The organism is Planotetraspora thailandica, from assembly GCF_016863335.1.
GTDB classification, from domain to species: domain Bacteria; phylum Actinomycetota; class Actinomycetes; order Streptosporangiales; family Streptosporangiaceae; genus Planotetraspora; species Planotetraspora thailandica.
Map to the genome: position 1 here is coordinate 40,612 of NZ_BOOR01000069.1, position 17,648 is coordinate 58,259.

Here is a 17,648-nt window from a genome sequence, read left to right on the forward strand (position 1 = left end):
CCGGTCAGGCGGCGGCCGACGGTTCCGTCTCCGGCGAGACGGGATTGTCCGCCGCCCAGTTCAGCAGGGCGGCGGCGGTGTCGAAGCGGCGGCTGGAGACGTCCTCTCCGAGGATGACGCCGATGAGCCGGTGCCCGTCCCGGTCGGCCGCGAAGGCGAGGCAGTAGCCCGCCGCCTGCGTGAAGCCGGTCTTCACGCCGAGCGCGCCCGGCAGATCGAGCATCTCGTTGGTGTTCGTCCAGGTGTGGGCGCCATGGGTGGCGGTCGCGTCGATGGAGTACTGCTCGGTGGAGGTGACCTTCTCGAAGGTCTTGTCGCTCAGGGCCACCGCGGCCAGCTTGGCCTGGTCCGCGGCGGTGGAGTAGCCGTCGCCACCGGGCATCGGCAGCCCGTCGGGGTTGACGTAGTGGGTGTCGTTGAGCCCGAGCTGCTTGGCGGCGTCGTTCATCTTGGCGACGAAGCCGTCGACGCCCGGGCCGTAGGTGCGGGCCAGCGCATGGGCGACGTCCGCGCCGGACGGCAGCAGCAGGCCGTAGAGCGCATCCTTGATCATGACCTTGTCGCCCGGGTCCAGGTCGGCGCTGGTGCCGCCGTTGTCGTTGGCGTAGTTCACGTCGCCGCTGGTGATCGTGATGGTGTCGGTGGGCTTCGCCAGCTTCAAGGTGAGGTAGGCGGTCATCACCTTCGTGAGGCTGGCGACCGGCATGCGCTTGTGCGCGCCGTCGTCGAGCCGGACCGTCCCCGTCGAGGCGTCGAGGAGATAGGTGGCCCGGCCGTACACGGGGGGTGCGTCGCTGTCCGCGACGCGGGACGCCGAGGCCGGGGCCTGGGTTGATCGCGCCAGCGCCGGTGCGCTCAGCCCGGTGACCAGGGTGAACACGGCAACGCATACGGCGGGGATTGATGTCCTGTTATGCATGCCTTTTAGGCTTGCATGACGTTTATGCCAGTTATCAACCCTTTTAAGGTAAAAACGTGGCGTTTGGATGATGGCCTTGTGGCCACTGTGAACGCAGTGCACTCTGCGCGCCGAGCGATTTCTCGCCCATGGTCGGACCATTGCCTTGTATGACCGGGGACGTCGCCTGTGTGAATTGTGACCTGGGTTGAGCAGTGGATCGCGTGACGTCGCTTGCGCGCAGGGTGACCGGCACGGATCATCGAGGTGTCCCGGAGGCGGTGGGATGGAAGGGGCGGCCACATGAGCCCAGGAGGCTCCCGACCGGCGGGCGACGCTGATCGTTGGGAGTTCTGCTTCTTCTGCCGACGATGCCGACATGCCTTTGGTCCAGTGAGCAGGCCGCCGGCTCGTTGCAGATGCAGTCAGTGCCCCGACTGCCCGGGGGATGAAGATGACCTGCGGGACGCTGTAAACGGAGATCCTTCGCCGCAGAGGCCACGCTGAAGAGGAATTGTGTTAGACCAGTTCACCCAGCAGATTGCCGGATCTTTTCCGAGACGGTTCTTGTTCAATGCGCTGCTTCCTACATTTGTCTTCGTCAGTCTGACCACTTCGCTTGTGGCAGCGTCTCTGACGACCTTTGTGCAGTTATCGACTTGGTGGGCGGGGCTGGACGCGATAACGAAGATCATCGTTCTGCTGGGTTACCTGGCGACCGTCTGGTTTCTGGCCGCAGCGGTATCGAGCCAGTGGCGTGGCATCGTCCGTCTCTATGAGGGGTATCCACTGCGACGGCTCAGTGCGCATCTTGGCTGTGAGAACGTTCCGGGAGTGCGGTGGCACGCGGAGCGTATGCGGGATCTGCTCAATGACCTAGATGGGTCGGAGCCGGACACGGTCACCGCTTACTATCGCTATCCGAATAAAGAAGAAAATGTTTTCCCCACAAGATTGGGTAACGTCCTTCAAGCTGCGGAGAGCTATCCAAGAGACCGGTACGGCATTGACACGATAATTTTCTGGCCGAGGCTGTTCGCGCTGCTCCCGGAGCAGTTTCAGCGCGATTATGAAGAGTATGTAGCGAACTATGAGTTTCCGCTGGTCGTCTCATTTCAAGCCTCACTCGCCACTACGATTTCCGGGGTGACCCTTCTGCTGACGGGTCAGTCGCCTTTGCTGTACATCCTGGTCGTAGGCGGCGGGTACATCAGTGCCTATGCCTCCTACCGTTTTGCTTTGAGTGGGGCAGAGGAGTTGGGTGAGCAGCAACGGACTGCATTCGATCTTTATCGGGATCGACTCCTGGAGACGTGGCCGACGCCAGAAGATGTGCGTGACGAACGGGACGCGTTCAAGACAATAACCAGATTCGTCGTCATAGGCGGGTCACCCGGATGGTCGCACGGGCAGAGTCGGCATCGTTCCCGCCGAGCAGGTGACTCAAGGGCGGGCGTAGGCCCTCAGACGAACGATGGAGATGCGGTTGGTGCCCAGGGCCCGTAATAAGGTCTTCGATTGGGCCGGGGTTATGCCGATCACCACGACCTCCTTTGTCACATCCACTACAAGGACATCGGTAAGCTCTGCTGATGTCGGTTTGTCGGTGGTGCTCGACAACAATACGTTGACGCGGTCGCCGCGCGTTAGTCGATTTCCCAAGGTGGATTCGGGAGTCGCTTCGACCGGCGCGAACAACAAGCCGTCGAGGCTTCCGGGTGCCAATAGCGGCCCGAGTGAAGGTTCATCGAACGGTTTGTCCTTGGCCAGGCGTGTGAGGGTGTATCTCCCGACCAGTGAGTCCAAGTTTTTCATCGATCCTTGTGGAAGGTCGCCTTCGGGCATCTCCTGCAGGCGGACATCCCGCTCCGTGATCCGATGGAACGCAGGCAGGTCCGCAGTCGCCACATAAACCTTTGAGGGGTGACGGAACCCGATAAGAACGGCGACGCCGCCAACTATGATCACGCATGCCAGAGTGAATGCCACGCGTGACAAACTCCAGGGCCGGCGGGGAGAGGCGACAGATCCTAACAAGGGCACGGTCGTTAACGTAGCGTTGTTGGCTTGTCTCCGCGCTCGCTCACGGACCCCGAAATTTTCTGCGCTCAGTTCATGGGTTTCAGCCTCGATGAGACGTCCTGCCATCGCTCAGATCTCTGTCGATCAGATGCCTGGATCGGGCGTGACTGGCTCGTGAAGCCGGGAATGACCGATGCCTTCTAGCGCGCCGACGCGCTGATCACCTCCGAGACCAGGGCACGCGAGGTGACCTGGCGCACGTATTCGGGCCGGCGCAGCTCCCCGCCCATGAACGGATACGGGTTGCGATGGACGGCGGGGCTCTCCTCGTCCACCAGGGCGGCGAAGTGGATCTCACGCGCCCCGGTCGCCTCCACCACGCGGCTCACGTTGCGGGGCGTGATGCCTCCGCCCGGCATGACGATCAGGCGGTCGCCGGCCCGCTCGACCAGCGACGCGATCAGCGGCGCGCCTTCCAGGGCCGAGCTGTCCTGGCCCGAGGTGAGCACCCGGTCGACGCCCAGCCCGACCAGCGTCTCCAGCGAGGCGAAGGGGTCGGCCGCCATGTCGAAGGCGCGGTGGAAGGTGACCGAGAGCCCTTCGGCCGCGGCGATGAGCCGCTTGGCGACGTCGGCGTCCACCTCGCCGGACGGCGTGAGCGCGCCGATCACCACACCGTGCGCCCCCGCTTCCCGGATCGTGGCCACATCGCGTTCCATGGCCGCGATCTCGTGGGCGTCGTAGACGAAGTCGCCGCCCCGCGGCCGGATGATGACGTGCACCCGGATCGACGAGACGGCCGCCAGGGTCGTCTCCACTGTGCCGAGCGTCGGCGTCAGCCCGCCGTCGAAGAGCGCCGAGCAGAGCTCGACCCGGTGGGCCCCGGCACGCTCGGCCGCCAGCGCGCCCGCCGTGCTGTCGATGCAGATCTCGTAGGTGAGACTCACGATTCCCCCAGAGCGTGGATCTCGCCGACCGGGATTCCCCCGCCCAGCACCGGAACGGTCGCGAACTCGGCAGCGGATGCGACGTCGCCGCCCGCGGCCCGCAGCGTCGCCAGGGCGATCGCCGTCGTGGCCCGCGGGCTCCCGTCGATGACCTTGACCGCCGCCGCGTGTCCTGAGGCGAGCGCGACGACGAGCACGCCCTCGGCCCCGCCCTTCGCCACCGCGCCCGGAAGGGCCACCATCAGCGAGGTGTTCACGTGGCCGGTTCCGCCGACGTATTCGGGATGCTCGCGCATGGCGTCGGCCACGGCCCGCGGCGCCGTTCCGGGGTCGGCGAGAACCAGGGCCTGTACGGCTCGCGCGAGCCCCTCCAGCGAGAGGCCGAACAGCGGCGCCCCGCACCCGTCGACGGCGACGTGGGCCGCCTTCTCCCCGGACAGCTCTTCCACGACGGCCCGTACCCGCCGCTGCAGGGGGTGGTCGGCGTCGAGATAGGAGTCGACGGCCCAGCCGGAGGCCACCGACGCCGCGAGCATCGCGGCGTGCTTGCCCGAGCAGTTCATGCGCTCGCGCGCCGGCCCGTGGCCGCCGCGGATGAGCGTGAGGCGGGTCTTCTCGTCCTCCGGCCAGTCGGCGGGGCAGCCGAGGGCGTCGAAGCCGAGCCCGGCCTCGCCGAGCATCTCGGCGACCAGTCGCACGTGGAGGTCCTCGCCGGTGTGGCTTCCCGCCGCGATCGCCAGGCGCGGACCCTGGAGGTCGGCTCCGGACAACAGACAGGCCAGGGCCTGGAACGGCTTGGCGGACGAGCGCGGCAGCACCGGCGCGCCGACGGGCCCGCGCGCGACGACGGCGCGTCCGTCGGGCCCGAGGCCGACGGCGCTGCCGAAGTGCACGCTCTCCACGAACCCCGACCGCACGACCTCGGCGAGCGGGACGAACTCAGGCACGGGAAGGCCTCCTTCGCGGCTGGCGCGCCTCCAGCGTGCGGGCCAGCTTGGACAGGGACGCGTTGACCACCAGATAGACCAGCGCGACGACGATGTAGGTCTGAATGAGCAGGCCGTTGTAGGCCGCGAGCACCTTGCCGCTGTAGAGCAGCTCCGCGTAGCTGACGACGAAGCCGAGCGAGGTGTCCTTGAGCAGCCCGACCGACTGGCTGACGATCGAGGGGAGCACGCGCCGCGCCGCCTGCGGCAGCACGATCAGGCGCATGGTCTGCCCGTGTGTCAGCCCGACCGCGAGCCCGGCCTCACCCTGACCTCGCTCGATGGACAGGATTCCCGCACGGAAGACCTCCGCGAACAACGAGGCGTTCGAGACGGTCAGCGGCGCCACGAGCTTCCAGAACAGCGGCAGGTCCAGGCCGTACCGGGGCAGCGCGAACAGCACGACGTAGACCAGCAGCAGCGCGGGGATCGTGCGCACGACCTCCACGTAGGCGGCGGACGGCCGGCGGACCCACGGGCGGCGCGACAGCCGTCCGAGTGCGAGGGCGAGCCCGGCCGCCATGGCGAGCGCCGCCGACACCAGCGCCGCGAGAACGGTGGACCACAGCCCGCCGAGCAGGTAGCGCCACATCGGCCAGGTCGCGTACGGCTCCCAGCGGGCGGCGGCGAGCTGACCGTTCGCGGCGAACTGGCGGACGGCCAGCGCCGCCAAGGCGAGCAGGAAGAGCGCGCCCACGACGGTCGCCGCCCTGATGCGGCGACGTGCCCGAGGGCCGGGTTCGTCGAACAACGCGCTGCTCACCGGATCACCGCCAGCCGCCGTTCGAGCCGTCCGGTCACGAAGCCTGCGCAGGCCGCGATCAGGGCGTACGCCAGGCCGGCGCCGACGAAGATCGGGATGGGCTGGGCTTCGAGGAGGTTGACCCGGTTGGCGGTCGCGGTCAGGTCGACCACGCCGATCGCGGCCGCCAGCGAGGTGTTCATCGTCAGCGCGATGAAGATGTTCCCGATCGGCTGGACCACCGTCCGCAGAGCCTGGGGGAGGATCACGTGGCGCAGGGACTGGCCGAAGGTGAGCCCGAGCGCGCGCGCCGCCTCGCCCTGCCCGGCGGAGACCGCGTTGACGCCGGAACGCAGGGCCTCGGCGATGTAGGCCCCCTCGTAGAGCGCGATGACGACGATGGCGGTGACCAGCAGGCCGGCCTTGATCCCGATCTCCGGCAGGCCGAAGACGGCGAGCACCAGCAGCACGAGGAGCGGCAGGTTCTGCAGGGTCTCCACGTAGGCCGTCCCGATCCCGCGCAGAACGGGAACGGGGCTCACCCGCAACGCGGTGACGACCAGCCCCATGACCGCGGCGCCGGCGAACGACGCCGCGGTCAGTTGGAGGGTCACGATCAGCCCCTGCCAGAACTCGGGCAGATGATCGAGGAGCGCGGACATCAGGAACCCGGGACCGATCCGATCTGCGGCGGGGCCGGCGCCTCACCCTGCACGACCGTGCCGAGCGAGTTCTTCCAGATCTGCTGCCAGACGCCCTGGGCCTGCATCTTCGTGAGCCAGTCGTTGACGAACTTCTTGAACTGGTCGTCGCCGTGCTTGAGGCCGATGCCGTACGGGTCGGTCGTGAACGGCGAGCCGACGACCTGGATGGTGGGGTCCTTCTGGGCGTCGGCGACCAGGAGGGTCTCGTCCTGCACGTAGGCGACGCCGCGGTCCTGCTTGAGGGCCTGGATGCACTCGGGGTCGCTGCCGAACGTCACGATGTCCGCCTGCGGCGCGATCTGCTTGATGGCGGGGATGGCGGGCGTGTTGGCGCCCGCGATGACGGTCTTGCCGTTCAGGTCCTCCGGCTTGGCGATCCCCGTCGTGCCCTTCTTCACGGCGATGGTCAGCCCGGACGAGTAGTACGGCCCGGCGAACGCGACCTGCTCGGCGCGCTCCGGCGTGATCGTGTAGGTCTGGAAGACGACGTCGACGGTGCCGTTGCTCAGCAGGGCCTCACGGGTCTCCGACGCCGAGTTGACGATCTTCACCTTGGGCTGGCCGATGATGTACTTCGCCAGGGCCTTGCCCATGTCGGCGTCGAACCCCTCGACCTGTCCGGTGACCGGGTTCTGCTGGGAGAGCAGCGGCGCGTCGAGCGAGCCGCCGACGATCAGCTCGCCCCGCTGCTTGATCTTCTCCATCGTCGAGCCGGGGAGGATGTCCGCGGCGGCGGCGACCGGAGCGTTCGCGATCACGCTGTTGTCCTTGGGCGGCGCGCCCGGCACCGCGGAGTTCGCCGAATCCGTTCCGGAACAGGCCGAAAGGCCGATCATCGACACGGCGGCGACAGCGGCCACCCGCCTCATGGACACCATCGGGCCCACCATCCTTTGCGATCAGTGTGTGAGTACCTTGGCCAGGAAGCTCCTGGCGCGGTCCGTCGTGGGGGATTCGAAGAAGGCGTTCGGCTTCGCCGTCTCGACGATCTGACCGTCGTCCATGAACACCACGCGGTCGGCCGCGCGGCGGGCGAAGCCCATCTCGTGGGTGACGACGACCATGGTCATGCCGTCGGCGGCGAGCTGGACCATCACGTCGAGCACCTCGCCGACCATCTCGGGGTCCAGGGCCGAGGTCGGCTCGTCGAACAGCATCACCTTGGGCCGCATGGCAAGGGCCCGGGCGATGGCCGCCCGCTGCTGCTGCCCGCCCGACAGCTGGGCGGGCATCTTGCCGGCCTGGTCGGCGATGCCCACGCGGGCCAGCAGTTCACGGGCGGTCTTCTCCGCCTCCGTACGGCTGACGCCGCGCACCTTCATCGGCGCGAGCATGACGTTGTCCAGCACGCTCTTGTGCTGGAAAAGGTTGAAGGACTGGAAGACCATGCCGACGTCGGCCCGCAGCCGCGCCAGTGCACGTCCCTCCACCGGGGCCGGCACGCCGTCGATGAGGATCTCCCCGGAACCGGCCAACTCCAGCCGGTTGAGGCACCGGCACAGCGTGGACTTGCCGGAGCCGGACGGGCCGATCACCACGACGACCTCACCCTGTGCGACCTCGAGATCGATGTCGCGGAGCACGTGGTGATCGCCGAACCACTTGTTGAGGCCTTGAACTCGGATCATCGCCAACTTCTTTCGAAATCGAAGATAAAGCGGAACGTAATCTATGATTCCGGCGCAGGTCAACGTATTGCCGTAGAAAGTTCATGCGTGGTATTCCTCTGTCCATGTCAGGCAAAGAGCGGCTGCCGGTCCGGGGAGCGCAGGGCGACCTCCTGCGGCTCGTCGCCGGCGGGCAGGCGGAGTCACGCGCCGAGTTGGCCCGTCTCTCCGGCCTGGCGGCGTCGAGCGTCTCCCTGCGGGTCGAGGAGCTGATCGGCAGCGGTCTCCTCGTGGAGGAGGGCTCGGGCAGTTCGCGGGGCGGCCGCCGCCCCCGGCGGCTGCGGGTCAGCCCCTCCGCCGGTCTGCTCGCGGTCGCCGACCTCGGAGGCCGTCACGCGCGTCTCGGCCTGCTCGACCTCAGCGGCTCCCCGCTGGTCGTCGAAGAGCGTCCCTGCGACATCGCCCTCGGCCCTGAGGCGACGCTGGACTGGATCGCGGCCTCCTTCGAGGAGTTGCTCGCCACGCATGCGCCGCCCGGAGTGCCGCTGCGCGGAATCGCCACCGGTGTGCCCGGACCCGTAGACCCGGCCACCGGCCGCGTCGTGTCGCCCTCACGCATGCCCGGATGGAACAACTTCCCCGTCGCCGAGCACCTCGGCGCCCACTACGACCTGCCGGTGCTGGTGGAGAACGACGCCAACCTCCTCGCCGTGGGGGAGGCTCGTGCGTGGCCGGACGCCGAGACCCTCATGGTGCTGAAGGCCGGCAGCGGCATCGGCTGCGGCGTCATCGTCAACGGATCCCTGCACCGCGGGCGCGGCGCCGCCGGCGACATCAGTCACGTCCGCGTCAGGACCGACTCGTCGGTCACGTGCTCGTGCGGGCACCTCGACTGCCTGGAGGCCTACGCGAGCGGGGCCGCGTTGATGAGCGTGCTCGCCGAGCAGGGGATCGCCGTGGGGCGGCCCTCCGACGTCGTCGCCCTCGTCGACGACGGCATCCCCGAGGCGACCGCCCTGGTGCGGAACGCCGGCCGCCTCATCGGCGAGGTGCTCACCGTCCTGGTCAACTTCCTCAACCCCGACGCGATCGTCGTCGGCGGCAGCCTGTCCAGGGCCGAACCGTTGATCTCTGCTATCCGCGCCGCCGTGTACGAGCGCTGCCTGCCCCTGGCCACCCGCGACCTCGAGATCGCCGTATCCCGCTCGGGACCCGACGCCGCGCTACTCGGCGCCGGCACCCTGCTCCTCGACGCCGTGCTCCGCTGACCGGCTGCGAAGGGGGTCGCAGCGGGGCTGACGAACAGTCATCATGCGTTCATGGCCGGTGACGAGTCCTTCACCTGGAACGCGAAGTATCTGCGCTGGGGATTCCTTCAGGGAGCGTTCACCTGGCTGAGCCTCTCGTTGATCATGGGGCTCGTCCTGGCCGTATTTCTCCCCGTGGGCGTGTGGTGGGCCTACTACATCGGGGGCATGGTCGTCGTCGGCGGAGTCCTGGGGGCCGTGCTGGGCAGGAGGGAGGTGCTGACCGCCGAGTTCACACCGCAGCAGGTACGTCTCGTGAGCCGTGTCTCCTCCCGCACCGTCGCCGTCACCGACCTGACCTCGGTGGAGGTCGCACACTCCGGCGACACCGAGAAGGGCTACACCATGACGTCGCTACAGCTGACCTGGCCGGGTGGCACCAGGGAGATCGACGGGGACCACACCCCCGCATTGCCCTCGTCGCTGGCCGAGGTGCTCGGGCCGTCCGTCCAGGTGCGGGAGACGTGGAAGAAGCTCGAGGAGCCGCCCGCCTCGGCCTGACGGCCTCTGATCCGGTCAGTTCCTCAGGTAGCGCGCGTCTTCGGAATGTTGCGAGCCGGGCGCCCCGAGCAGGCGGGAGATGCTGCGGGCGGTCGACAGCACCAGCGGCACCAGGTAGGCGGGCTCGGCGCCCTGGTGATTGACCACCAGGGACAACGCCGCCACGACTTCGTCGCTGAGGCCGTAGATGGGCGCCGCGACCGTGAAGGCGTCCTCGGTGACCTGGCGGTCGCTGAGCGCGTAACCCCTGAGCCTGACCTCGGCCAGCACCCGGCGCAGCTTGGACGGGCTGTCGATCGTGTACCGCGTGAACTTCTGCAGCGTCTCCGACAGCACCTGCTCCTGAATCTCCGGCGGAGCGTGCGCCAGAAGCACCAGGCCGCCGCCCGTCGCGTGGATGGCGAAGCGCCCGCCCACTCGGGTCAGGGTGGGCACCGCCCCGCGCCCGCAGATCCGCTCGACGAACACCACGGCCGCGCCTTCACGCACCGAGAGCTGGACGTTCTCGTGCGTCGCCTCGTACAGGTCCTCCATCAGGGGCAGCGCGACCTCGCGCAGCGGGAGGCCGCGAGGGGCGAGCGAGCCGAGCTCCCACAACTTCAGCCCGATGCGGTATCTGCCGTCGGCGCCGCGCTCCAGCGCCCCCCAGGCCGACAGCTCGCCGAGCAGCCGGTGCGCGGTGCTGAGGGGCACCCCGGCCAGCCTGCTGATCTCGGACAGGGTGAGCTGCGGCTGGGCCGCGGTGAACACGTCGAGCAGCGCGAGCAGCCGCGAGCTGACGGTCCTGCTTCCATCCGTGCCTGGGCCGCCGCTCCTCGACGGCGAGGGGTATGCCATGCCACCGATCTCCTCATCTGCGTCGGACGGTGGCCTTGTCCACCTGTATCGGCGCGCTGGAGAACCCGCGCAGGGTGTTGTTCGGCCGCAGCACCGGCGCAGCCGTCGGGGTGAGCGTGGCCGCGCGCTCGGCGAGCGCGGACAGGACCACGTCGCCTTCGAGACGGGCGATCTGCTGGCCGACACAGCCGTGCACGCCCATCCCGAACCCGACGTGCCCCGCAGCCCGGCGAGTGATCTCGAGTGTATGGGGGTTCTCCCATTTGCGTGGGTCGCGATTGGCTGCACCGAGGAAGAGAAGGATCTTCTCCCCAGGCCCGATCCACACGCCGCCGAGGTCGGTCGTCCTGGTCGTCGTACGGAAGAAGGTCTGCACGGGGGACTCGTACCGGATCGCCTCCTCGAAGGCGTGCTTGGCCAGCGTGGGGTCGTCGTGGAGCCGCGCCCACTGGCCGGGGTGTGCGGTGAGCGCGGCAAGCGCGTTCCCGATGGCGTACACCGTGGTGTCGACCCCGGCGCTGAGCAGCGAGCGAACCAGCATCGCCGCCTGTTCCTGAGTGATCGTGCCGGTGTCGGCGAAGGCCCAGATGTCGCGGCCCAGCCCGCCGGCCGCGAGGTTCTCCCGGCGGCAGGCCGCCGTGATCCACGCCTGGACCTGTTCGGCGTCCGCCATCGCCCGGCCGAACAGGTCGTTGCGGGGGCCGAAGCCGTTGAAGGCCATGTCGCCGTACCGCAACAGGTGCTCCCGGCCTTCCTCCGGCAGCCCGACGGCGTCGGGGAAGACCCGCAGCGGGAAGACCTCGGCGAGGTCGCGGACGGCGTCGAAGGAGCCGCGCTCGACCAGGTCGCTCACGAGTTCGTCCGCCACGGGCGCGAACCTCTCGCGCAGGCCGCGCACCCGGCGAGGCGACAGCACCTGGGCCATGACCTCGCGCACCTGGGTGTGGCCGGGCGGGTCGGCTTCGAGCAGCAGGCTCGGCACGCGCCACGGCTTCTCCTTGCGGAAGTCGGCCAGCCCGACGCCTGATGCCGACGAGAAGGTGCGCCAGTCGGTCAGCGCGGCGAAGACCTGTTCGTGGCGGGCGGACGCCCATATGCCGTACCGCGAGAGCCGTACGACGGGGCCGGCGTCGCGGATGCGCTCGTGCCGGGGATAGGGGTCGGCCAGGAAGTCGTCGCTGAACGGATCGTCGTCCAGCACAGGGGCAGGGTCGGTCAACGTTGTCCTCGCTCTGCTGGTGGGGGGTCAAAGGTCGAGCACGAGCCGTTCACCCAGGCAGCGGGAGACGCAGATCATCATCGTCGTCCCTTCGGCGCGCTCGTCCTCGGTGAGCAGCGAGTCGCGGTGGTCGGGCGTGCCCTCCAACACGTCGGTCTCGCAGGTGCCGCAGGTTCCCTCCTGGCAGGACGACAGCACGTTGACGCCCGCGGCCTCGACGCGCTCCAGGACGGTCTGCCCGGGGCCGACCTTGACGGTGAGGCCGGACCGCGCCAGCACCACGTCGAAGGCGCCGTCGCCGCCGGTGTGGACCTCCTCCTTCGGGGAGAATCGCTCAACGCGCAGGATCTCCCGCGCCCGGACGCCGCAGGCGTCCTCCAGCGCGGCGAGCATCGGCTCGGGGCCGCAGCCGTACACGAGGGTGCCGTTTGTGCAGCCGGCGACGAATCCGCGCAGGTCGAGCAGCCCGGAAGTGTCCTGCGGGTGCACCAGGACGCGGTCGCCGTACCGCTCGAGCACGTCGAGGAAGGCCATGGACCGGCGGGTGCGCCCGCCGTACAGCAGGCTCCAGCGGGAGTTCCGGGTGTCCGCCTCCACGATCATCGGCAACAGGGGGGTGATGCCGATGCCTCCGGCGACGAAGAGGTAAGAGGGGGCATCGTCGAGCGCGAAGTGGTTGCGCGGGCCGCGTGTCAGCACGCGGTCGCCCACGGCCAGCGTGTCGTGCACGTACGCGGACCCGCCCCGGCCGGCCGGCTCGCGCAGCACACCGACGCGGTAGGCCGACAGGTCGGCCGGGTCCCCGCACAGGGAGTACTGCCGTACGAGCCCGCGGTCCAGGATGAGATCGACGTGGGCTCCGGGTCGCCACGGCGGCAGGGGGCTCCCGTCGGGGCGGCCGAGCTCCAGGGTCACCACGCCGTCGGCGACGACGGTCTTGTCCCGGACGACGGAGACGAACTCCTTCTCCGCGGCGGGCCCGCCCATCGCGATCATGCCCGGCGGGTGAGGGCCGGTTCGGGGGCGGGATCCGCGGGGCTCCGGTGGCCCTCCGGATGCCCGAGCATCCAGTCCCACAGCTCGATGGGGTCCTCGAACCGCCGCCGCGCGCCGCAGTGGCAGATCCCGAGCAGCAGGTCGGTGCCAGGAACCCATTCGACCGTGTAGATCGAGCCCGTCCTGCCGGTGCGGCCGTCCACCGCCGTCATCCCGTGGCCGCGGCGCTCGGGGCGCGGGCGGGCTCGGCCCCCGCGCCCTGCGCGATCTGCGCCGCGATCAGGCGCCGCGCGGCCAGGCCGCCGGTATCGATGTTGATGCTCAACTCCTGGTAGCCGTCGCGTTCGGTCTCCAGCACCTTCGCCAGCGTGTTGAGCGCGACGACGTCCTGGAGCACGACGGTCCTGTTGCTCTCGCGCAGGAAGTCGGAGACGCCGTCGTCGTCCCCGGCGAAGTCGCGCGCGACCGCCCAGAAGTCGTGCGTGGAGTTCTCCGTCTCCGGGGTGATCGCGTACACGACTTCGACGTGGAAGCCGCCGGGGTCGGAGCCGTCGGCGTTGGGGAGCACGCCCACCGGGGCGACCCTGCTGTGCAGCAGGTAGAGGCACGGCGGGTGGTATTCGATGTCCTGCCAGCGCACGATGCGCCCGGTGATGCCGGTGGAGTTGGCGTAGAACGGCGGGCAGGCCGCGTCGTCCATGTGCCTGCTGACGTAGACGATCTGCCGTTCCTCGTCGACCTCGGTCTTGATGGGCGTCTCGGCGACTTCGGGCGTGCCGATGTAGCCGCCGTGCAGATAGGTCTCGTGGGACAGGTCCAGGAGGTTGTCGACCAGCAGGCCGTACGGCGCGTCCAGCGGCTCGCGGCCGTGGACGGCGGTCCAGTCGGGGTGGTCCAGCCACGGCGCGCGGGGGATGCCGGCCGGATCGGCCTCGGCCGCGTCGCCGATCCACACCCACACGAACGAGTCCTGCTCCACGACCGGAAAGGCGGGCACGCGGGCCGTACGGGGGATGCGCCGCTGGCCGGGCACGGCCACGCACGTGCCGGACGTGTCATAGGTGAACCCGTGGTAACCGCACACCACGTTGTCGCCGTCGAGGTGGCTTTCGGACAGCGGAAACCTGCGGTGCACGCAGCGGTCCGACAACGCGACGACCTGACCGGCCTGAGTCCGGTAGAAGACCAGGGCCTCGCCGCAGATCGTGCGGGGCAGGAGCTCGCGGGTCACCTCACTGGTGTAGGCGGCGACGTACCACCGGTTCCTGGCGAATTTGACTGGAAAGCCCACGATGCACGTCCGATCTCGTCGGGTTCGTCGATGCCTTGAGGATCGGTCGTGGGGACACTCGGATGAAACATGACTTCCGGCATCCGGAAGTCGTATCGAGACCTACATCACTTTCCGGGACGCTTCCACCAACCAGAAGGGCGGCCAGCCGTGGCCGTCCGACGCGAGACCGGCGGGTGGGGTGTGAACCACGGAATGCAGGCCTTCGTAGAGGTGCGCGATCTGACATTGCGTTTCAGCGGGGTGACGGCGCTGGAGGACGTCGGCTTCGACGTCGGCGGCGGGCAGATCTGCGGGCTCGTCGGCCCCAATGGAGCGGGCAAGTCATCGCTGTTCAACTGTGTCAGCGGATACTACCGGCCGTCGGCGGGGAGCATCCGCGTGGCCGGGCAGGACGTGCTCGGCGTTCCCGCCCACCGGAAGGTGCGGCTCGGCATCGCCCGCACGTTTCAGCACCCGGCGTTGCAGCCGGAGCGCACCGTCCTGGACAACGTGCTGCTCGGCGGGCACAGCACGCTGCCGGGCTCGGTGCTGTCGGCCATGCTCGCCCTGCCCGGCGGCAGGAGGCGCGAACGCGCGCTCGCCGCCGAGGCCCGCGAACTGCTCGCCTTGCTCGGCCTGGCCGGCGTGGAGCGCACTCCCGCGGGAGACCTTCCGTACGGCTCGCAGAAGCGGGTCGAGATCGCCCGCGCGCTGCTGAGCAGGCCGCGGTTGCTGCTCCTCGACGAGCCTGCCAGCGGGCTCACGCACGCCGAGGTCGGCGAGCTGGGCGAGCTGATCACCCGCATCCGCGCCGACCACGACCTGACCGTGATCGTCGTCGAGCACCACATGGGCCTGATCTCCGCCGTCACCGACCACGTCGTCGCCCTGGTCGGCGGCAGGAAGGTCGCCGAGGGCACCGCGCAGGCCGTGCAGTCCGACCCCGTCGTCGTCTCCGCCTACCTGGGGGTCGCGTGAGCACGCTCGAACTGCACGGCGTGCACGCCGGGTACGGCAAGGCCCAGGTGCTGCACGACGTGAGCCTGCGCGTCGGCGACGGCTCGATCACGACCCTGCTGGGCGCAAACGGCGCCGGCAAGACGACGACGCTGCGCGCCGTCAGCGGCCTGGTCCGCTTCACCGGACAGATCCTCCTCGACGGACGGCAGGTGCCCGCGGCTCCCGACGCCGTCGCCCGCCTGGGCGTTGCGCACGTGCCCCAGGGCCGCGGGACCATCGGGCGGCTCAGCGTCGACGACAACCTGCATGCCGGGGCGCTGCTGCGGCGCGACCGGGCGCAGGTGCGCGCAGACCTGCGCCGCTTGCGCGAGCTGTTCCCCGTGCTGGCCGAGCGGGCCCGCTCCCAGGCGGCCGGTCTGTCCGGCGGGGAACAGCAGATGCTGGCCATCGCCCGGGCGTTAATGGGCCGCCCGTCCCTGCTGCTGCTCGACGAGCCGTCGCTCGGGCTGGCCCCGCTTGTCACGAAGGAGGTGTTCGTCCTGCTGCCCCGGCTCCGCGACGAGTGGGCGCTCACCGTGCTCGTGGTCGAGCAGAACGCCGACCTCGCGCTGCGCGTCGCCGACCACGCCGTCGTGCTCGAGTCGGGGCGGGTCGCACTGGCGGGCACCGCCGCGGAGATCGCCGGCCATGACGAAATCCGCCGCGCCTACCTGGGGAACTGACCGATGAACCTCGTGCAGCAGATACTCGACGGACTCAGCTCCGGATCGGTGTACGCCACGCTCGCCCTGGCCCTCGTGCTGGTCCACCAGTCGACCGGCATCGTGAACTTCGCGCAGGGCCAGATGGCGGTCATCTCCACATACGTCGCGTGGACCCTCTACGACGCCGGGGTGCCCGTCTGGGCGGCGATCGTGGCCGCGATCGCCGGCTCCTTGGTCGCGGGCGCCCTGGCCGAGCGCCTCCTGATCCGCAGGTTCGAAAAGGGCGAGCCGCTCGCCGCGATCGTTGTCACCGTCGGGCTGCTCATCTCCATCAACGGGGTGGTCAGTCTGATCTGGGGCACCGTGCTCAAGCAGTTCCCCTCTGCCTTTCCCCGGGGCGGCGTCGGCTCGGGGAACGGCGGCACGATCGGGTTCGGCACGCTCGGCACGATCGCCGTCCTGCTCGTGGTCGTGCTGGCGCTCGGCTGGCTGTTCCGGCACACCCGGCTCGGGCTCGCCTTCCGAGCGGTCGCCGCCAACCCCGAGTCGAGCGCTCTGCTGGGCCTTCCGGTGGGCCGGCTGCTCATGCTCGGCTGGGGGCTCGCCGCCGCGGTGGGCGCGCTCGCCGGCTGCCTGGTCGCCCCGAAGTTGTACCTCGCGCCGGAGATGATGGACTCCGTCCTCACCTACGCGCTCGCGGCGGCCGTGCTCGGCGGGCTCAACTCGGCGATCGGCACCGTGCTGGCCGCCTGGTTCATCGGCGTGGTGGAGAACCTCGCCGGCACGTACATCTCGTTCGTCGGCGGCGACATGAAGATCGCCGTGCCTCTCGTGCTGATGATCCTCATCCTGCTGTTCAAGCCCGAAGGCGTCTTCGGCCACAAGGAGGTGCGGCGGGTATGAGCCTCATGATCGATCTGGTCAAGCCGGACGGCGGAGCCGCCCGCCGGCCGTACGGGCGGATGCTCACCGGGGCCGCCCTGGTCATCGTGCTCGCGGTCTTCCCACTGGTCATGAGCCCGTTCGCCAACCTCCAGGTGACGCTGACCCTCGTCTACGCGGTCGCGATCCTCGGGCTGGACATCCTCGTCGGCTGGACCGGCCAGGTCTCGCTCGGGCAGAGCGCGTTCTTCGGCATCGGCGCCTACGGCGTCGCGGTCTGCGCCGACCGCGGCTGGCCCGTGTGGGCCGGGCTGCTGTTCGGCGTGGTCCTCGCCGGCGTGGTGGGATGCCTGGTGGCCGTTCCCGCCGCACGCCTGCGCGGCTACGCCCTCGGCATGATCACCTTGACGTTGCCCGTCGTGGCGGTGCCTCTCGCCAAACGCCTGGAGGTCGTCACAGGGGGAGCTCAGGGCCTCAACGTCACCATCGCCGAGGCTCCGGAGTGGACCGGGCTGGCCGCCGACCAGTGGCACTACTACGTCGTCGCGGCGGGCGCCGCGCTCGTCTTCGCGCTGGCCGCCGCCCTGCGCCGCAGTCATTTCGGGCGGGCGTTCGACGCCGTCCGGGTCGACGAGGCGCTGGCGACGGCCCAGGGCGTGCACGTCACCCGGTACAAGGTGCTGGCCTTCACCCTGTCGGCCGTCTACGGCGGGTTCGCGGGCGTGCTGTACGTCGTCGCCGTGCAGTTCATCTCGCCGGAGACGTTGATCCTCACCCTCAGCATCTCGCTGCTCGCCGGGCTCGCCATCGGCGGCCTGCGCAGCCTGCTCGGGTGCGTGCTCGGCGCCGCGTTCTACGTCGTGGTGCCCAACGTCACCGGTGAGGTCAGCGCCGGCCAGTCCTACCTTCTGTACGGCGTCTGCCTGCTCGCGGTCATGCTCCTGATGCCCCGGGGCGTGGCCCCCGCGCTCGACCGGGTCGTACGGAATGTGGCGGGACGGCGGGGGAGGGCGGTCGCCCCTGGCGACTGAACGACATCACCTCGCGCTTACTGATTTTTCGC

The 17,648-nt window shown here is 69.4% G+C and carries 20 protein-coding genes; 7 read left to right on the forward strand and 13 right to left on the reverse strand.

The window, feature by feature from the left end; translation table 11 throughout:
- Window positions 1–4 precede the first annotated feature (4 nt).
- Entirely contained in the window at window positions 5–919 is a 915-nt protein-coding gene (locus tag Pth03_RS35020; RefSeq protein ID WP_203948768.1) for a D-alanyl-D-alanine carboxypeptidase family protein, read from the reverse strand.
- Window positions 920–1,414: 495 nt separating this feature from the next.
- On the opposite strand from Pth03_RS35020, the gene Pth03_RS35025 reads away from it, so the two are divergent.
- Window positions 1,415–2,404 (forward strand): hypothetical protein, encoded by a 990-nt coding sequence (locus Pth03_RS35025; protein WP_203948769.1) that lies wholly within the window; start codon window positions 1,415–1,417, stop codon window positions 2,402–2,404.
- On the opposite strand, the gene Pth03_RS35030 is transcribed toward Pth03_RS35025, so the two are convergent.
- The 7 genes from Pth03_RS35030 to Pth03_RS35060 all read right to left on the reverse strand — a co-directional run bounded on the left by Pth03_RS35030 (window position 2,342) and on the right by Pth03_RS35060 (window position 7,927).
- Window positions 2,342–2,887 carry an SAF domain-containing protein gene (locus Pth03_RS35030; protein WP_203948770.1) on the reverse strand — a complete coding sequence of 182 codons (546 nt, stop codon included), beginning with the start codon at window positions 2,885–2,887 and terminating at the stop codon, window positions 2,342–2,344. The genes Pth03_RS35025 and Pth03_RS35030 overlap by 63 nt on opposite strands.
- Before the next feature lie 233 nt (window positions 2,888–3,120).
- Complete coding sequence (locus tag Pth03_RS35035; protein WP_203948771.1) at window positions 3,121–3,867, reverse strand: copper homeostasis protein CutC; 747 nt, start codon at window positions 3,865–3,867, stop codon at window positions 3,121–3,123.
- The gene (locus tag Pth03_RS35040) at window positions 3,864–4,814 is read right to left on the reverse strand and encodes an asparaginase (protein WP_203948772.1); all 951 of its coding nucleotides are present in this window, start codon (window positions 4,812–4,814) and stop codon (window positions 3,864–3,866) included. Before Pth03_RS35040 ends, Pth03_RS35035 begins: the two co-directional genes overlap by 4 nt.
- The gene (locus Pth03_RS35045; protein ID WP_203948773.1) at window positions 4,807–5,616 is read right to left on the reverse strand and encodes an amino acid ABC transporter permease; all 810 of its coding nucleotides are present in this window, start codon (window positions 5,614–5,616) and stop codon (window positions 4,807–4,809) included. The genes Pth03_RS35040 and Pth03_RS35045 overlap by 8 nt, the downstream gene beginning before the upstream one ends.
- Window positions 5,613–6,257 (reverse strand): amino acid ABC transporter permease, encoded by a 645-nt coding sequence (locus Pth03_RS35050; protein WP_203948774.1) that lies wholly within the window; start codon window positions 6,255–6,257, stop codon window positions 5,613–5,615. Before Pth03_RS35050 ends, Pth03_RS35045 begins: the two co-directional genes overlap by 4 nt.
- Window positions 6,257–7,177, reverse strand: coding sequence for a glutamate ABC transporter substrate-binding protein (locus Pth03_RS35055; RefSeq protein ID WP_203948775.1), 921 nt, complete (start codon window positions 7,175–7,177; stop codon window positions 6,257–6,259). Before Pth03_RS35055 ends, Pth03_RS35050 begins: the two co-directional genes overlap by 1 nt.
- 21 nt (window positions 7,178–7,198) lie before the next feature.
- Window positions 7,199–7,927, reverse strand: a complete 729-nt coding sequence (locus tag Pth03_RS35060) for an amino acid ABC transporter ATP-binding protein (RefSeq protein ID WP_203948776.1) — start codon at window positions 7,925–7,927, stop codon at window positions 7,199–7,201.
- A gap of 104 nt (window positions 7,928–8,031) precedes the next feature.
- Between Pth03_RS35060 and Pth03_RS35065 the strand changes: the two genes are divergently transcribed.
- Together Pth03_RS35065 and Pth03_RS35070 are read left to right on the forward strand one after the other, a co-directional pair.
- The gene (locus Pth03_RS35065) at window positions 8,032–9,174 is read left to right on the forward strand and encodes an ROK family protein (RefSeq protein ID WP_203948777.1); all 1,143 of its coding nucleotides are present in this window, start codon (window positions 8,032–8,034) and stop codon (window positions 9,172–9,174) included.
- A gap of 51 nt (window positions 9,175–9,225) precedes the next feature.
- Window positions 9,226–9,714 (forward strand): hypothetical protein, encoded by a 489-nt coding sequence (locus Pth03_RS35070; RefSeq protein WP_203948778.1) that lies wholly within the window; start codon window positions 9,226–9,228, stop codon window positions 9,712–9,714.
- Window positions 9,715–9,729: 15 nt separating this feature from the next.
- Here the strand turns inward: Pth03_RS35070 and Pth03_RS35075 are convergent, their stop codons facing one another.
- Genes Pth03_RS35075 through Pth03_RS35095 form a run of 5 tightly spaced genes read right to left on the reverse strand, consistent with a single transcriptional unit; the run spans window position 9,730 to window position 14,057 of the window.
- Window positions 9,730–10,551, reverse strand: a complete 822-nt coding sequence (locus Pth03_RS35075) for an IclR family transcriptional regulator (protein WP_203948779.1) — start codon at window positions 10,549–10,551, stop codon at window positions 9,730–9,732.
- A gap of 13 nt (window positions 10,552–10,564) precedes the next feature.
- The gene (locus tag Pth03_RS35080) at window positions 10,565–11,752 is read right to left on the reverse strand and encodes a cytochrome P450 (protein ID WP_239119599.1); all 1,188 of its coding nucleotides are present in this window, start codon (window positions 11,750–11,752) and stop codon (window positions 10,565–10,567) included.
- 45 nt (window positions 11,753–11,797) lie between these two features.
- Window positions 11,798–12,766: a PDR/VanB family oxidoreductase gene (locus tag Pth03_RS35085; protein ID WP_239119600.1), complete on the reverse strand. Its 969-nt coding sequence runs from the start codon at window positions 12,764–12,766 to the stop codon at window positions 11,798–11,800.
- On the reverse strand, window positions 12,763–12,969 hold the full coding sequence (locus Pth03_RS35090; RefSeq protein ID WP_203948781.1) for a hypothetical protein: 207 nt from the start codon (window positions 12,967–12,969) through the stop codon (window positions 12,763–12,765). The genes Pth03_RS35085 and Pth03_RS35090 overlap by 4 nt, the downstream gene beginning before the upstream one ends.
- Window positions 12,970–12,974: 5 nt before the next feature.
- Window positions 12,975–14,057: an aromatic ring-hydroxylating dioxygenase subunit alpha gene (locus tag Pth03_RS35095; RefSeq protein WP_203948782.1), complete on the reverse strand. Its 1,083-nt coding sequence runs from the start codon at window positions 14,055–14,057 to the stop codon at window positions 12,975–12,977.
- A gap of 150 nt (window positions 14,058–14,207) precedes the next feature.
- Here Pth03_RS35095 and Pth03_RS35100 point away from each other — a divergent pair, with 150 nt between their 5' ends.
- The 4 genes from Pth03_RS35100 to Pth03_RS35115 are packed head-to-tail and all read left to right on the forward strand — an operon-like array spanning window position 14,208 to window position 17,616.
- The gene (locus Pth03_RS35100) at window positions 14,208–15,017 is read left to right on the forward strand and encodes an ABC transporter ATP-binding protein (protein ID WP_239119601.1); all 810 of its coding nucleotides are present in this window, start codon (window positions 14,208–14,210) and stop codon (window positions 15,015–15,017) included.
- Window positions 15,014–15,721 (forward strand): ABC transporter ATP-binding protein, encoded by a 708-nt coding sequence (locus Pth03_RS35105; protein ID WP_203948783.1) that lies wholly within the window; start codon window positions 15,014–15,016, stop codon window positions 15,719–15,721. The genes Pth03_RS35100 and Pth03_RS35105 overlap by 4 nt, the downstream gene beginning before the upstream one ends.
- 3 nt (window positions 15,722–15,724) lie before the next feature.
- Entirely contained in the window at window positions 15,725–16,606 is an 882-nt protein-coding gene (locus Pth03_RS35110) for a branched-chain amino acid ABC transporter permease (protein ID WP_203948784.1), read from the forward strand.
- Window positions 16,603–17,616: a branched-chain amino acid ABC transporter permease gene (locus Pth03_RS35115; RefSeq protein WP_203948785.1), complete on the forward strand. Its 1,014-nt coding sequence runs from the start codon at window positions 16,603–16,605 to the stop codon at window positions 17,614–17,616. The genes Pth03_RS35110 and Pth03_RS35115 overlap by 4 nt, the downstream gene beginning before the upstream one ends.
- The last annotated feature ends 32 nt before the right edge of the window (window positions 17,617–17,648 follow it).

Coding starts and splice junctions, on each gene's coding strand:
- Pth03_RS35050 (WP_203948774.1), bottom strand. CDS start 6,257: ATGTCCGCGCTCCTCGATCATCTGCCCGAGTTCTGGCAGGGGCTGATC.
- Pth03_RS35060 (WP_203948776.1), bottom strand. CDS start 7,927: ATGATCCGAGTTCAAGGCCTCAACAAGTGGTTCGGCGATCACCACGTG.
- Pth03_RS35075 (WP_203948779.1), bottom strand. CDS start 10,551: ATGGCATACCCCTCGCCGTCGAGGAGCGGCGGCCCAGGCACGGATGGA.
- Pth03_RS35115 (WP_203948785.1), top strand. CDS start 16,603: ATGAGCCTCATGATCGATCTGGTCAAGCCGGACGGCGGAGCCGCCCGC.
- Pth03_RS35070 (WP_203948778.1), top strand. CDS start 9,226: ATGGCCGGTGACGAGTCCTTCACCTGGAACGCGAAGTATCTGCGCTGG.
- Pth03_RS35055 (WP_203948775.1), bottom strand. CDS start 7,177: ATGGTGTCCATGAGGCGGGTGGCCGCTGTCGCCGCCGTGTCGATGATC.
- Pth03_RS35085 (WP_239119600.1), bottom strand. CDS start 12,766: ATGATCGCGATGGGCGGGCCCGCCGCGGAGAAGGAGTTCGTCTCCGTC.
- Pth03_RS35110 (WP_203948784.1), top strand. CDS start 15,725: ATGAACCTCGTGCAGCAGATACTCGACGGACTCAGCTCCGGATCGGTG.
- Pth03_RS35020 (WP_203948768.1), bottom strand. CDS start 919: ATGCATAACAGGACATCAATCCCCGCCGTATGCGTTGCCGTGTTCACC.
- Pth03_RS35065 (WP_203948777.1), top strand. CDS start 8,032: ATGTCAGGCAAAGAGCGGCTGCCGGTCCGGGGAGCGCAGGGCGACCTC.